Here is a 13,310-nt window from a genome sequence, read left to right on the forward strand (position 1 = left end):
GCCGCAAAGAAATCAAACCTGACTAGTTGAACTCGTCGCCCACCGGATACCGGCTGGCATTCAAGCTCTCCTTGATCTTGCGCAAATGCGGCTGGAAATCCACCCCGCGCCTCAAGGTCATGCCAGTGGCGAGCACATCGAGCACGGTCAGCTGGATGATCCGCGAAGTCATCGGCATGTAGATGTCGGTGTCTTCCGGCAGCGGAATGTTCAGGCTCAAGGTGCTGGCCTTGGCCAGGGGCGAGTTCTCTGCAGTCAGGCCCAGCACCGAAGCACCGTTCTCCCGGGCAATGCGTGCCACTTCCACCAGTTCGCGGGTGCGGCCGGTGTAGGAAATAATCACGAACAACTCGCCGGTGTGCGCCACCGAGGCAATCATGCGCTGCATCAGCACATCGGCATGGGCGGTCACGGCGAGGTTGAAGCGGAAGAACTTGTGCTGCGCATCCAGCGCCACCGGAGCCGAGGCGCCGAGGCCGAAGAAGTGGATCTGCCGGGCCTGGATCAACAGGTCGACGGCGCGGCTGATCAGGTTCGGGTCCAGCGCCTGCAGGGCACTGTCCAGGGAGGCGATGGCGCTGCCGAAAATCTTCTTGGTATAGGCTTCAGGGTTGTCATCCGCCTCGACCGCACGGCTGACATAGGCCGCGCCACTGGCCAGGCTCTGGGCCAACTGAAGCTTGAGCTCGGGGTAACCGCTTACGCCGAACGAACGGCAGAAACGGTTGACCGTCGGTTCGCTGACGGACGCCGCCTGGGCGAGGGCGGCGATGCTGAAGCGGGTGGCCTGCTGCGGGTTGAGCAGGATCACCTCGGCCACTTTGCGTTCGGCCTTGTTCAGCTCTTCAAGGCGACTCTGGATTTGCTCCAGTAAATTTCGCACGCGGTCCATATAAGTATCCTTTACACCTGCGCCGATAAGCGCGCGGCTAATGCAAAAAGGGCCTTTGGTGTGGCCCATAACGGTGGCCTATCCTACTGATGGCTCCGACCGACCACCACACGGAATCTGTATTTTGCGAAAATGTTGTGGTTATTACTACATTTTCCCTTGAGTGAAGCCTTGAAAAAAGGTATTTGTAGCTTAACTTGATAAAAGAACAAACATCATGCCTTCGATTACGGTTGAACCGTGCACCTTCGCCTTGTTCGGCGCCTTGGGCGATCTGGCCCTGCGCAAGCTGTTTCCTGCCCTTTATCAACTCGACGGCGCAGGCCTCTTGCACGAGGACACGCGGGTCATCGCGCTGGCCCGGGAGCCTGGCAGCGAACAGGAGCACCTGGCGTTCATTACGTCCGAGCTGCGCCGCTACGTCGGTGCCAAGGAGCTGGACGAAGCCGTGCTTGAGCGCTTCCTCGCACGCCTGAGCTACCTGCACGTCGACTTCCTCAAGTCCGAAGACTATGTGGCCCTGGCTGAAGTGGCCGGCAGCGCGCAACGGGTCATCGCCTATTTCGCCACACCGGCAGCCGTCTACGGGGCGATCTGCGAGAACCTGGCCAAGGTCGGCCTGGCGGAAAACACCCGCGTGGTACTGGAAAAACCCATCGGTTCGGACCTGGAGTCCTCGCGCAAGGTCAATGACGCCGTGGCGCAGTTCTTCCCGGAGAACCGCACCTATCGCATCGACCACTACCTGGGCAAAGAGACCGTCCAGAACCTGATCGCCCTGCGTTTTGCCAACAGCCTGTTCGAAACCCAGTGGAACCAGAACTACATCTCCCACGTGGAAATCACCGTGGCCGAGAAGGTCGGCATCGAAGGCCGCTGGGGCTACTTCGACAAGGCCGGCCAGCTGCGGGACATGATCCAGAATCACCTGCTGCAACTGCTTTGCCTGATCGCCATGGACCCGCCGGCCGACCTGTCCGCCGACAGCATCCGCGACGAGAAAGTCAAAGTGCTCAAGGCACTGGCACCGATCAGCCCGGAAGGCCTGACCACCCAGGTGGTGCGTGGCCAGTACATCGCCGGCTACAGCGAAGGCAAACCGGTGCCCGGATACCTGGAAGAACCCAATTCCAACACCCAGAGCGACACCGAGACGTTCGTCGCCCTGCGTGCCGACATCCGCAACTGGCGCTGGGCCGGCGTGCCGTTTTACCTGCGTACCGGCAAACGCATGCCGCAGAAGCTGTCGCAGATCGTCATCCACTTCAAGGAACCGTCGCACTACATCTTCGCTCCCGAGCAGCGCCTGCAGATCAGCAACAAGCTGATTATCCGCCTGCAACCGGACGAAGGCATTTCCTTGCGGGTGATGACCAAGGAACAAGGCCTGGACAAGGGCATGCAGCTGCGCAGCGGTCCGTTGCAGCTGAATTTTTCCGACACCTGGCGCAGCGCACGGATTCCCGATGCCTACGAGCGGTTGTTGCTGGAAGTGATGCGCGGCAATCAGAACCTGTTTGTCCGCAAAGATGAAATCGAAGCCGCGTGGAAGTGGTGTGACCAGTTGATCGCCGGGTGGAAAAAATCCGGTGATGCACCCAAGCCGTACGCGGCCGGGTCCTGGGGACCGATGAGCTCCATTGCTCTGATCACGCGGGATGGGAGGTCGTGGTATGGCGATATCTGATTTGAAACTGCCGCAGGGCGTCAGCGCCCATGCGTTCAAGAGCCCGGTGCTGCTGGCTGAAAGCCTGGCACTGAATGTGGCCAAGCACCTGAGCGATGCCATTGAAGCCCAGGGCACGGCGACCCTGGTGGTCTCCGGTGGTCGCAGCCCGGTGGCGTTTTTCCAGCACCTGGCCAAGCAGGCGCTGGACTGGTCGAACGTGGTGGTCAGCCTCGCCGATGAACGCTGGGTGCCGGTAGAGCACGCCGACAGCAATGCCGGCCTGCTGAAGAAATATCTGTTGCAGGGGCCTGCGGCCAAAGCGCAGTTCCTGAGCCTGTACAGCGCCAGCGCCAACCTTGAACAGGCCGCCGATCACGCCGACCGTTTGCTTTCCGAGCTACCGGTGATCGACGTGCTGGTGCTGGGCATGGGCGATGACGGCCACACCGCGTCGCTGTTCCCCGGCAGCCCGAACCTGGCCGAAGCCTTGAAGGCTGACGGGACCCGTCGTTGTTACCCGATGCTGGCACCCACCGTGCCGCGTCAGCGCCTGACCATGAGTCGTGCGCTGCTGGCCTCGGCCAAACACAAGATTCTGTCGATTTCCGGTCAGTCCAAGCTGACCACCCTGGATACCGCACTGGCCGGTGACGATGTCGCCGCACTGCCGATTCGCGCGTTTTTGCAACCCACGTTAGAGATTTACTGGTGCCCATGAGCCAAGGAACAGCCGCTATGACAAACCCATCCCCGACCGTTTCCATGGCGGACAAAGTTGCCCTGATCGACAGCCTCTGCGCCAAGGCGCGGATCCTGCCGGTCATTACCATTGCCCGCGAGCAGGACATCCTGCCGCTGGCCGATGCCCTCGCGGCCGGTGGCCTGACCGCCCTGGAAGTGACCCTGCGCTCGCAGTTCGGCCTCAAGGCCATCCAGGTGCTGCGTGAGCAGCGTCCGGAGCTGGTGACCGGTGCCGGCACCGTGCTGGATCGGCACATGCTGGCCGCGGCCGAAGCTGCGGGTTCGCAGTTCATCGTCACGCCAGGCATCACCCGTGACCTGCTCGAAGCCAGCGTCGCCAGCCCGATTCCCCTGTTGCCAGGCATCAGCAATGCCTCGGGCATCATGGAAGGCTACGGCCTGGGCTATCGCCGCTTCAAGCTGTTCCCGGCGGAAGTCAGCGGCGGCGTCGCGGCCATCAAGGCCCTGGGCGGCCCGTTCGGCGAAGTGAAATTCTGCCCGACCGGCGGCGTGGGTCCGTCCAACATCAAGAGCTACATGGCATTGAAGAACGTCATGTGCGTGGGCGGTAGCTGGATGCTTGATCCGGAGTGGATCAAGAACGGCGACTGGGCCCGCATTCAGGAATGCACCGCCGAGGCCCTGGCGCTGCTGGACTGATCAGCTTCACCCCAACACTTCGTTGTGTGCTTTACGGCTTTACGGTGCGCTTGGTCGGTGCACCGTTTTTTTTGCCCGCAAAAAAAACCTGTAGGAGCGAGCTCGCTCGCGAAAAACCTGGGAACAACGCGGGGTGCCAGGCAACCCGCGTTATCGTTAACGTCCATCGCGAGCAAGCCCGCTCCCACAGTAATCTCAGCGCAACTCAGTCAACGCCGACGTCAACACCATCATATCCGCCGCCGTAGTCGTCAGCCCCGGCGTGATACGAATACACGGCCCACACGCCGCCCCGCTGCGCACCACGGTGAACAGGTTGTAGTCCTTGAGCAGGCGTTCGACCATCGGCTGTTGATCGGCATGCGCAGTAAAGCGCATCGACGTGATGCCGCAATACAACCGTGGGTCATCCGGCGTCATCACTTCGATGCCCGGCAGCTCCCGTGCCGGCCTCACCCACAGGTTGCGCAAGTAGTTGAGTCGCGCACCCTTGGCGGCGGCACCGCCCATCGCATGATGCTCCTCGATGACCAGCGGCAGGGTGAGCAAGGCCGGAATGTTCGGTGTGCTGTACGGCGTGCGGGCGCGGATGTCGGTGGCCGGGAAATGCATCTCGCCCATGTCCGGGTCGATGTCGGCCAGGCGCTCGGGGGCGATATGGACGAAGCCCAGGGTCAGCGGCGCACCGATCCACTTGTGCAGGTTGTAGGCGGCGAAGTCGATGCCCAGCTCAGCGAGGTCGAACTCGAACTGGCCCAGCGCATGGGCGCCGTCGAGAATCACGTCGATGCCATGTTCTTTGGCGGCGGCGGCAATCGCCTGGACCGGCATCACCAGGCCCGTGCGGTGGGTGACGTGGGTCAGGGCCATCAGCTTGAGCCGCGGATAACGCGCGAAGGCTTCGCGATAAGTGCCTAGCAGGCTGTCGAAACTGGCGGGATGCCGGTGTTCGATCTCGACCACTTCAACGCCGCGGTGGCGCGCCAGCCAGCGCATGGCGCCCTTGACCGTGTCGTACTCCAGATCGCTGAACAGTACCTGGTCGCCTGGCTGTAGAAGGTTGTAGTTGCGGATCAACGATTGCAAACCGTCCGTCGCGTTGCGGGTGAGGGCGACGCTTTCTGCGGCAACGCCAACCAACCCGGCTACCTGCGCGCTGATCTTCTGGCTCTCGCCCTGTTCGAAACGCTGGCGCACATAGACCGAGTTGCTGCGGTTGATCAGTTCGATGTTGCGCTGATATTCCTCGACCACCGTGCGCGACATACGGCCGAAGTAACCGTTTTCCAGGTTGATCGGGCCGGGTTGCACAGCGTAGCGGTCGGCAAAGGTTTTCCAGAATGCTTCATCACGGGCGCGGCGGGTGTTATCGGGCATGGGGTTACTCGGTTCAATGACGGGGTGCGGGTTTGCCATGTTTGGCGCGCAAGGGCTCGAGCAACTCGGACAAGCCGTTGTGATCGATTTCCTGCATCAGGGCCAGCAGCCCGCCCAATTCGCCGTGGGGAAAACCTTTCCGGGCGAACCAGTTGAGGTAGGGGCCCGGCAGGTCGGCGATGATGCGGCCCTTGTATTTGCCGAATGGCATTTGCCGGGTAATCAGTAATTCGAGCTTTTCAGGGTTCATCAATCGGCCGTCTTGAATCAATCAGTCTGGAAAATACAGGCATTCTGCATGCAGGCCAAATGACAGATCATGCAAATAAAACGGATACAGGTTTTAGGATAAATTCTAAGTAATTGAAAAATAACGAATTACCAATCAATTCCGGGCTGGCATGACCAGTGCAATAGCTATTGCATCTTTCATCAACCCGCGAGGAATTGAAAATGACCGACATGAATAAAGAAGCGATTTCTGTACTCAACGACCTGATCGAAACCTGCAAGGACGGTCAGGAAGGGTTCAAGACTTGCGCTGAAGACATCAAACAACCTGAACTCAAAACCCTGTTCGTGGAACGTTCTGCCGATTGCGCACGCGCTGCCGCTGAACTGCAGAGCCTCGTACGCTCGATGGGTGGCGATCCGGAAACTTCCACCAGTGTTAGCGGTGATCTGCACCGTCGCTGGGTCGACGTGAAGTCGATGTTCACCGGCAAGGACGAAGAGGCTGTGTTGAATGAAGCCGAGCGTGGTGAAGACCATGCGAAGAAGGCTTACAAGGACGCCATTGAAAAAATCAGCAAGCACAACCTGGTAAGTATTCGCGATGTGGTTGAGCGTCAGTACCACGGCGTACAGCGCAATCACGATCAGGTGAAAGCCCTGCGTAACCAGGCTCGCGCACGCTCGTAAGCGTTCGTAAGCTGTCAAAAACGCCAGCCAGCCTGGCGTTTTTTTGTGCCCTGTGAATAACACCGCAAAAACCCTTGTAGGAGCTGCCGAAGGCTGCGATCTTTTGGCGGCTTTGAACCCGCTGAAGAGCAAGATCAAAAGATCGCAGCCTTCGGCAGCTCCTACAGAATCCGCGTTTTATGAGAGGTCGTGGGAGAAGCCGTCTATCGTTAAATCGTCCTCTCGAGAGTCCATTTAGTGCCTATCACCCTGCAGGCTTTGTTCGCGCCTGACCTGCGCGCCGTGCAATTCGCGATCAAGACCCTGATCGGCGGGGGCGTGGCGCTGTGGCTCGCGTTGCGCTGGGGCCTGGAGCAACCGGCCTGGGCGTTGATGACGGCCTTCATCGTGGCCCAGCCGTTGTCCGGGATGGTCCTGCAAAAAGGCCTGGCGCGACTGTTGGGGACATTGGTCGGGACGATCATGTCGGTGGTGTTCATGGGCGTCTTTGCCCAGACTCCCTGGCTGTTCCTGCTGGCCCTGGCGTTGTGGCTCGGGCTGTGTACCGCCAGTTCAACACTGCTGCGCAGCGCCTGGTCCTATTCATTCGTGCTGGCCGGTTACACGGTGGCGATCATTGCCTTGCCGGCCATCAACCATCCGTTGACGGTGTTCGATCAGGCCGTGGCGCGTTGCACGGAAATCAGCCTGGGGATTATCTGCGCCACGGTCAGCAGTGCCTTGATCTGGCCGCTGCGGGTGGAACGCCAATTGGCCGAGCAGGCCCGGGCCGCCTGGCAAAGCGGGATCAATGCCGCGCGGGCGACCCTGGCTGGCGATGGCCAGGCGCGCAAAGGCCTGCTGGAAATCCTCGGACGAATCGTCGCGGTGGACGCCCAGCGCGAACACGCCTGGTTCGAAGGCGGCCAGGGACGCCAACGTGCGCGGGCCATCAGCGGTTTGAGCCAGAAGCTGTTGATGCTGTTGCGCATTGCCCGTTCGGTGCGCCGGCAGTGGAAGCAGTTGGAACCGCAGGAGTCCGAGCAGTTGTTGCCGTGGATGAACGAGGTCCAGGAGGCGCTGGGCAGTGCCGATGCCGCGATCCTGCAAGCCTTGCGCCCGCGTTTGCTCGATGCTTCCCATGACCCGCACATCAGTTCTGCGCAGAGTTATTGCCTGGTCCGTTTCACTTTGTTGATGGACACCGCCATGGCGGCCAATGCGGCGCTGAAAGCGGTGGAGGAGGGCCGTGACGCAGTGGTTCCGCCGAGAACCCTGACGCCGCACCGCGACCTGTCGTTAGCCCTGGTCTTCGGCGCCCGCAGCGCCTTGGCCTTCCTGGTGGTGTCGTGCTTCTGGCTGGCAACCGCCTGGCCCGCCGCGGCGGGTGCACTGGTGTTGACCTGCGTGGTGTGCAGCCTGTTTGCCAGCCGCGAGAACGGCGCGCAGATCGGCATGAGTTTCATGCGCGGTATTTTCCTGGCCATTCCGGCGGCGTTTGTCGTCGGGCAGATTTTGCTGCCGCAATGGAGCAGTTTCGCCATGCTCTGCCTGGGCATGGGCGTGCCGCTGTTTTTCGGCGCGCTGGGCATGGCCAAGCCGCAGATCGGCGCCACGGCCACTTCGTTCTGCCTGCATTTCATTGTGCTGGTGGCCCCGCTGAACCAGATGCAGTTCGGCGTCGCGACCTTCTTCAACAGTGCCCAGGCCATGGTGATCGGCGTCGGTGCGGCGGTGCTGGCGTTCCATTTGCTGATCCTGCGCAACCCGACCTGGCATGGCCGACGTTTGCTGGTGGCAACCCTGGACGACCTGGTGCGCCTGACCCGGCGCAACCTGGCCGGTGCCGAAAGCTGGTTCGGCGGGCGCATGGCCGACCGTTTGCTGCAACTGGCTCGGCACTATCCGGAACTGCCGGAACCGGCGCGCAGTCGCTGGGACGACGGCCTGCTCGGCCTGGACATCGGCGACGAATTGCTGCACCTGCGCTTGAGCCTGGCGGTGGCGCAGGTACCGGTCACGGCGCCGCAGCGGCGTTATCTCGACGACCTGGAAAATGTCCTGCGCCAGGGCCCTGCCGGCAGTCGCGCCGAGGCCTTGGCCGAACCCAGCGAAGCGTTGCTGCAAACCCTGTACGCCTTGCCCCCCAGCGATGCGCTGAAGCTGGCCCAGGGCGCGGTGCTGCAATTGCAAAACAGCTGGCGCGCCTGGTGCCGCCAGCAGGAGGAAATTCATGGGCTTGCGTGAGTGGTCGGTGGGCGGCGTGCTGCTCAGCCCATTCCTGATTTACCTGGTGCTGGCACTGCTGGTCACCGGCGCCTTGCGCCTGTTATTGCGCCTGACCCCGGTGAGCCGCTGGATCTGGCATGAAGCATTATTCGATTGCGCCTTGTACGTCTGTGTATTGACCGTGATCACCGTCGTCCTCGGACCTTTATAAGGAGTTGAACATGCGTACCCCCGTACGTGTAGCCGTCACCCTGTGCCTGGTGGCCGTGGCGATTTTTGCCGGCGTCCATCTGTGGCAGTACTACATGCTGACCCCCTGGACCCGGGACGCGCGCATCCGTGCCGATGTGGTGGTGATTTCCCCGGATGTGTCGGGCTGGGTGCGTGAGCTCAAGGTCCACGACAACCAGGAAGTAAAGGCCGGCGACCTGTTGCTGAGCATCGACCGCGATCGTTTCGAGGCAGCGCTGGAGAAGGCCCAGGCGGTGGTGCAGACCCGCCAGCAGCAACTCAATCTGCGCGAGCGCGAAGCCAGCCGACGCGCCAGTCTCGGGCCGCAGGCGATCAGTGCCGAGCTGCGGGAAAATGCGCAGATCAACGCCGGCATCGCCCGGGGCGAATTGCGCGAGGCCCAGGCCGAAGCCAAGGCCGCACAAATCAATCTCGACCGCAGCCAGATCCACGCCCCGCGCAACGGCCACATCACCAACCTGCGCCTGGCCCAGGGCAACTATGTGAACGCCGGGCAGTCAGTCATGGCCTTGATCGACGACTCGACCTTCTATGTGCAGGCGTACTTCGAAGAAACCAAGCTGCCGCGGATTCGCGTCGGCGACCCGGTGAAAGTCTGGTTGATGAGCGCCGGGGACGCTTTGCAGGGGACGGTGGAAAGCATCAGCCGGGGGATTACCGACCGCAATACCACGCCGGATGGGCAGTTGCTGGCGGAAGTCGAGCCGACGTTCAACTGGGTGCGGCTGGCGCAACGGATTCCGGTGCGGATCAAGCTGGACAAGTTGCCGGAAGGGCTCAACCTGAGTGCGGGGATGACGGCGAGCGTGCAGGTGCAGGAGCCTTGAAAAATCAAAAGATCGCAGCCTTGTAGGAGCTGTCGAGTGAAACGAGGCTGCGATCTTTTAACGTAATCAACCGATACTGATCGCCGGCAACTCGGTCAAAGTCACCGACTGTTGCTTGCGCGGCGCCAGGATCTCCGCCTCGCCATCCACCACCAGCTCGTCGCGCTGGTTGAACACGCGAGTGGCAATGCGCACACGAAACTTCGGCAGTTTCTCGAGGATTTCCAGGCGCACGGTCAGGGTGTCGCCAATCTTCACCGGCTTCTGGAAGCTCATCTGCTGGCCGATGTAGATGGTGCCCGGCCCAGGCAGCTCGCAGGCGACCGCGGCACTGATCAGCGCACCGCTGAACATGCCGTGGGCGATACGTTCCTTGAACATGGTGGTCGCGGCGTATTCGGCGTCCAGGTGCACCGGGTTGTGGTCGCCGGACATGGCGGCGAACAGCTGGATGTCGCGCTCTTCAACGGTTTTGCTGAAGCTGGCGGTCTGGCCGATTTCGAGGGCTTCGTAAGGGGTGTTGGTAACCTGGGTCATGTGTCTGGATTCCTGTGACGAATTAAAAAATTCACAAAAAACTATTCGGTTCGCTGTGGTCGCGGATTGCTCAACGCCTGGTTGATCCAGGCCAACACGTCGCTCGTCACTTCATCGCGGTTGATGTCGTTGAACAGTTCGTGCCGTGCCTGCGGGTAAACGGTCAGTTGCAGGCTCTGGCTGCCAGCCTCGCGCAGCGCGTTGGCCAGATCATTCAGACGCTTGCCCTCACTCACCGGATCACATTCGCCGCCGATCACCAGCAGCGGCAGGCCCGGATCGATCTGGGCGAGATTGGACGCTTTGCTGATTTGCTGCAAGCCGCCGAGTAAATCGATCCACAGCTGGTTGGTGCAGCGAAAGCCGCACAGCGGATCGCTGGCGTACAGGTCGACCTCGACCGGGTCACGGCTGAGCCAGTCGAAGCGGGTGCGCGCCGGTTTGAATTTCTTGTTGAACGAGCCGAACGACAGCCATTCGATCAGGGCGCTGCGGCCCTTGGGGCCCTGGCGCAGACGTTCGATACGCGCGATCTGGCGGGCCGCCCGATAAAGGGCCACGGGCTGGAAGTTCGAACCGCTGAGAATGGCCCCGTGCAGGCTGGCGCTGTGATGCAACAGATAGGCCTGGGCGATGTAGCTGCCCATGCTGTGCCCCAGCAACACAATCGGGGTCCCGGGGTGCTGCTGGCCGAGGTGCTGGTTGAGGCACGCCAGGTCGCCCACTACCTTGGCCCAGCCATCGCTGTCGGCGAAGTGTCCGAGCGTCCCGTTTTCGGCAGTTTTGCCATGTCCACGCAGGTCCGGCGCGTAGACGCCGTAGCCCTGTTCGCAGAGTTTTTCCGCCAGGCGCCCGTAGCGACCGCTGTGTTCTGCCATGCCGTGGGCCAGCAGGATCACGGCCCTGGGGCTGCCAGCAGGTAGCCACTGGTTGACGAAGAGGCGGCTGCGGTCACTGGCGGTCAGCCAGAACGTGTCGTGGATCATGGCGATTCCTTTCCATGCATGGGCGCGGGGTGGTTGCATTGTATAGCGCATAACGGCGCTGGCATCAGCCCACGCCACGGCGGGAAGATTCACACGGTCTATGACGCCCTTGCCCATATTTGCCTGATTCGCCATAGCTGCTAGTGTCCGTGAAGCTCCGCGTTCTGTATTTGAGAAATGACAGATCAGCGGCCCCGGATCGGTTCAGGTAAAGAGGACAAGAACAATGCAACCTGATTTCTGGAATGACAAACGCCCGGCCGGCGTCCCCCTGGACATTGATGTCGCTGAATACAAGTCGGTCATCGAGGTGTTCGAGCGTTCCTGCAAGAAGTTCGCAGATCGCCCGGCCTTCACCAACATGGGCGTCACCCTGACCTACGCCGAACTGGAACGCTACAGCGCCGCGTTCGCCGGTTACCTGCAAGCCCATACCGACCTGGTGCCGGGGGATCGCATCGCGGTGCAGATGCCCAACGTCCTGCAATACCCCATCGCCGTGTTCGGCGCCTTGCGCGCCGGGCTGATCGTGGTCAACACCAACCCGCTGTACACCGCGCGGGAGATGCGTCACCAGTTCAAGGATTCCGGCGCCCGGGCACTGGTGTACCTGAACATGTTCGGGCAGAAAGTCCAGGAAGTGCTGCCCGACACCGACATCCAGTACCTGATCGAAGCGAAGATGGGCGACCTGATGCCGGCCGCCAAGGGCTGGCTGGTCAACACGCTGGTGAGCAAGGTGAAGAAAATGGTCCCGGCCTATTCCTTGCCCCAGGCGATTTCCTTCAAGAGTGCGTTGCGCATGGGCCGCGGCCTGGGCATCAAGGGGTTGAAGGCAGGCCTCAACGACATCGCCGTGCTGCAATACACCGGCGGCACCACCGGCCTGGCCAAGGGCGCGATGCTGACCCACGGCAACCTGGTGGCCAACATGCAGCAGGCCCGGGCCTGTCTCGGCCAGTTCGCGGCCGACGGCCGGCCGCTGCTGCGCGAAGGCCAGGAGGTGATGATCGCGCCGCTGCCGCTGTACCACATCTATGCATTCACGGCCAATTGCATGTGCATGATGGTGACCGGCAATCACAACGTGCTGATCACCAATCCCCGGGACATCGGCGCTTTCATCAAGGAGCTGAAGAACTGGCGGTTCTCGGCATTGCTGGGGCTCAACACGCTGTTCGTCGCGCTGATGGACCACCCGGACTTCAAGACCCTGGACTTCTCCAGCCTCAAGCTCACCAACTCCGGCGGCACCGCGCTGGTCAAGGCCACGGCCGAGCGCTGGGAGCAACTGACCGGTTGCCGCATCACCGAAGGCTACGGCCTGACCGAAACTTCGCCGGTGGCCTGCACCAACCCCTATGGCGACCAGTCGCGCATCGGCACGGTCGGCCTGCCGGTGCCGGGCACCACGCTGAAGGTGATCAACGACGAAGGCGTCGAGCAGCCATTGGGCGAGCGTGGCGAGCTGTGCATCAAGGGCCCGCAGATCATGAAGGGCTACTGGCAGAAACCCGAGGCGACCAACGAAGTGCTGGATAGCGAGGGCTGGTTCAAATCCGGCGACATCGCGGTGATCGACCCGGACGGCTTCGTGCGCATCGTCGATCGCAAGAAGGACATGATCATCGTCTCGGGTTTCAACGTGTACCCGAACGAAATCGAAGACGTGGTCATGGCTCACCCGAAAGTCGCCAACTGCGCGGTGATCGGTGTGCCGGACGAGCGTTCGGGCGAGGCGGTGAAGTTGTTCGTGGTGGCCCGTGAGGCGGGGGTCAGCCTTGAAGAGCTGAAGGCCTACTGCAAGGAAAACTTCACGGCGTACAAGGTGCCCAAGCACATCGTCCTGCGTGAGTCGTTGCCGATGACGCCGGTGGGCAAGATTCTGCGGCGGGAGTTGCGGGATATCGCGTAACAGGTTGTAGAGCGGGGCGCTCTCCAAAGATCGCAGCCTTCGGCAGCTCCTACAGGAATCACATTCCCCTGTAGGAGCTGCCGAAGGCTGCGATCTTTTGTTTTGAGCCCCCGATTTTCGGGGGTTTCAAGGCGATATAGGTTTTTTGCTCTAAAATGACCGCTTGTCATTCTTGAGTCACAATTGTGACTGTAGAGGCCGCTTTTGGCTCTAGGCGACCCTTGGCAAAGCTGCTACTCTCGGCGCGTTTTGTGCTTCTCGGCCTGTATGAAAGCCCAGATTCACCAATAACCAAACACCAATAATAATCGCATCAAATGCGGTG

The 13,310-nt window shown here is 61.3% G+C and carries 13 protein-coding genes; 8 read left to right on the forward strand and 5 right to left on the reverse strand.

Going from position 1 to position 13,310, the window contains the following annotated elements:
- Positions 1-22 precede the first annotated feature (22 nt).
- The gene (locus tag DKB71_RS06940; protein WP_173668879.1) at positions 23-883 is read right to left on the reverse strand and encodes a MurR/RpiR family transcriptional regulator; all 861 of its coding nucleotides are present in this window, start codon (positions 881-883) and stop codon (positions 23-25) included.
- 226 nt (positions 884-1,109) lie between these two features.
- On the opposite strand from DKB71_RS06940, the gene zwf reads away from it, so the two are divergent.
- Genes zwf through DKB71_RS06955 form a run of 3 tightly spaced genes read left to right on the forward strand, consistent with a single transcriptional unit; the run spans position 1,110 to position 3,962 of the window.
- The gene (gene zwf, locus DKB71_RS06945; protein ID WP_274073387.1) at positions 1,110-2,579 is read left to right on the forward strand and encodes a glucose-6-phosphate dehydrogenase; all 1,470 of its coding nucleotides are present in this window, start codon (positions 1,110-1,112) and stop codon (positions 2,577-2,579) included.
- Positions 2,566-3,279 carry a 6-phosphogluconolactonase gene (gene pgl, locus DKB71_RS06950; RefSeq protein WP_323607238.1) on the forward strand — a complete coding sequence of 238 codons (714 nt, stop codon included), beginning with the start codon at positions 2,566-2,568 and terminating at the stop codon, positions 3,277-3,279. The genes zwf and pgl overlap by 14 nt, the downstream gene beginning before the upstream one ends.
- Before the next feature lie 17 nt (positions 3,280-3,296).
- Positions 3,297-3,962 carry a bifunctional 4-hydroxy-2-oxoglutarate aldolase/2-dehydro-3-deoxy-phosphogluconate aldolase gene (locus DKB71_RS06955; RefSeq protein ID WP_408599940.1) on the forward strand — a complete coding sequence of 222 codons (666 nt, stop codon included), beginning with the start codon at positions 3,297-3,299 and terminating at the stop codon, positions 3,960-3,962.
- A gap of 195 nt (positions 3,963-4,157) precedes the next feature.
- On the opposite strand, the gene DKB71_RS06960 is transcribed toward DKB71_RS06955, so the two are convergent.
- A complete protein-coding gene (locus tag DKB71_RS06960; protein WP_408599941.1) occupies positions 4,158-5,339 on the reverse strand; it encodes an aminotransferase class V-fold PLP-dependent enzyme in 1,182 nt (393 codons plus the stop codon).
- Positions 5,340-5,352: 13 nt separating this feature from the next.
- The gene (locus tag DKB71_RS06965; RefSeq protein WP_408599942.1) at positions 5,353-5,589 is read right to left on the reverse strand and encodes a DUF3820 family protein; all 237 of its coding nucleotides are present in this window, start codon (positions 5,587-5,589) and stop codon (positions 5,353-5,355) included.
- Positions 5,590-5,792: 203 nt separating this feature from the next.
- On the opposite strand from DKB71_RS06965, the gene DKB71_RS06970 reads away from it, so the two are divergent.
- From DKB71_RS06970 to DKB71_RS06985, 4 genes are all read left to right on the forward strand, one after another.
- Positions 5,793-6,260 (forward strand): ferritin-like domain-containing protein, encoded by a 468-nt coding sequence (locus DKB71_RS06970; protein ID WP_408599944.1) that lies wholly within the window; start codon positions 5,793-5,795, stop codon positions 6,258-6,260.
- A 237-nt stretch (positions 6,261-6,497) separates the two neighbouring features.
- Positions 6,498-8,486 (forward strand): FUSC family protein, encoded by a 1,989-nt coding sequence (locus tag DKB71_RS06975; RefSeq protein WP_408599945.1) that lies wholly within the window; start codon positions 6,498-6,500, stop codon positions 8,484-8,486.
- Complete coding sequence (locus DKB71_RS06980; RefSeq protein ID WP_046816627.1) at positions 8,473-8,679, forward strand: DUF1656 domain-containing protein; 207 nt, start codon at positions 8,473-8,475, stop codon at positions 8,677-8,679. Before DKB71_RS06975 ends, DKB71_RS06980 begins: the two co-directional genes overlap by 14 nt.
- Before the next feature lie 10 nt (positions 8,680-8,689).
- Positions 8,690-9,547 carry an HlyD family secretion protein gene (locus tag DKB71_RS06985; protein WP_274073392.1) on the forward strand — a complete coding sequence of 286 codons (858 nt, stop codon included), beginning with the start codon at positions 8,690-8,692 and terminating at the stop codon, positions 9,545-9,547.
- 66 nt (positions 9,548-9,613) lie between these two features.
- Here the strand turns inward: DKB71_RS06985 and DKB71_RS06990 are convergent, their stop codons facing one another.
- Positions 9,614-10,084 (reverse strand): MaoC family dehydratase, encoded by a 471-nt coding sequence (locus DKB71_RS06990; RefSeq protein ID WP_274073393.1) that lies wholly within the window; start codon positions 10,082-10,084, stop codon positions 9,614-9,616.
- A gap of 41 nt (positions 10,085-10,125) precedes the next feature.
- Positions 10,126-11,070: a lysophospholipase gene (locus DKB71_RS06995; RefSeq protein ID WP_408599946.1), complete on the reverse strand. Its 945-nt coding sequence runs from the start codon at positions 11,068-11,070 to the stop codon at positions 10,126-10,128.
- A 226-nt stretch (positions 11,071-11,296) separates the two neighbouring features.
- Between DKB71_RS06995 and fadD2 the strand changes: the two genes are divergently transcribed.
- Positions 11,297-12,985 carry a long-chain-fatty-acid--CoA ligase FadD2 gene (fadD2, locus tag DKB71_RS07000; RefSeq protein WP_323607235.1) on the forward strand — a complete coding sequence of 563 codons (1,689 nt, stop codon included), beginning with the start codon at positions 11,297-11,299 and terminating at the stop codon, positions 12,983-12,985.
- Positions 12,986-13,310: the final 325 nt, after the last annotated feature.

Source organism: Pseudomonas sp. PLMAX, from assembly GCF_046042685.1.
Lineage (GTDB): Bacteria > Pseudomonadota > Gammaproteobacteria > Pseudomonadales > Pseudomonadaceae > Aquipseudomonas > Aquipseudomonas putida_AE.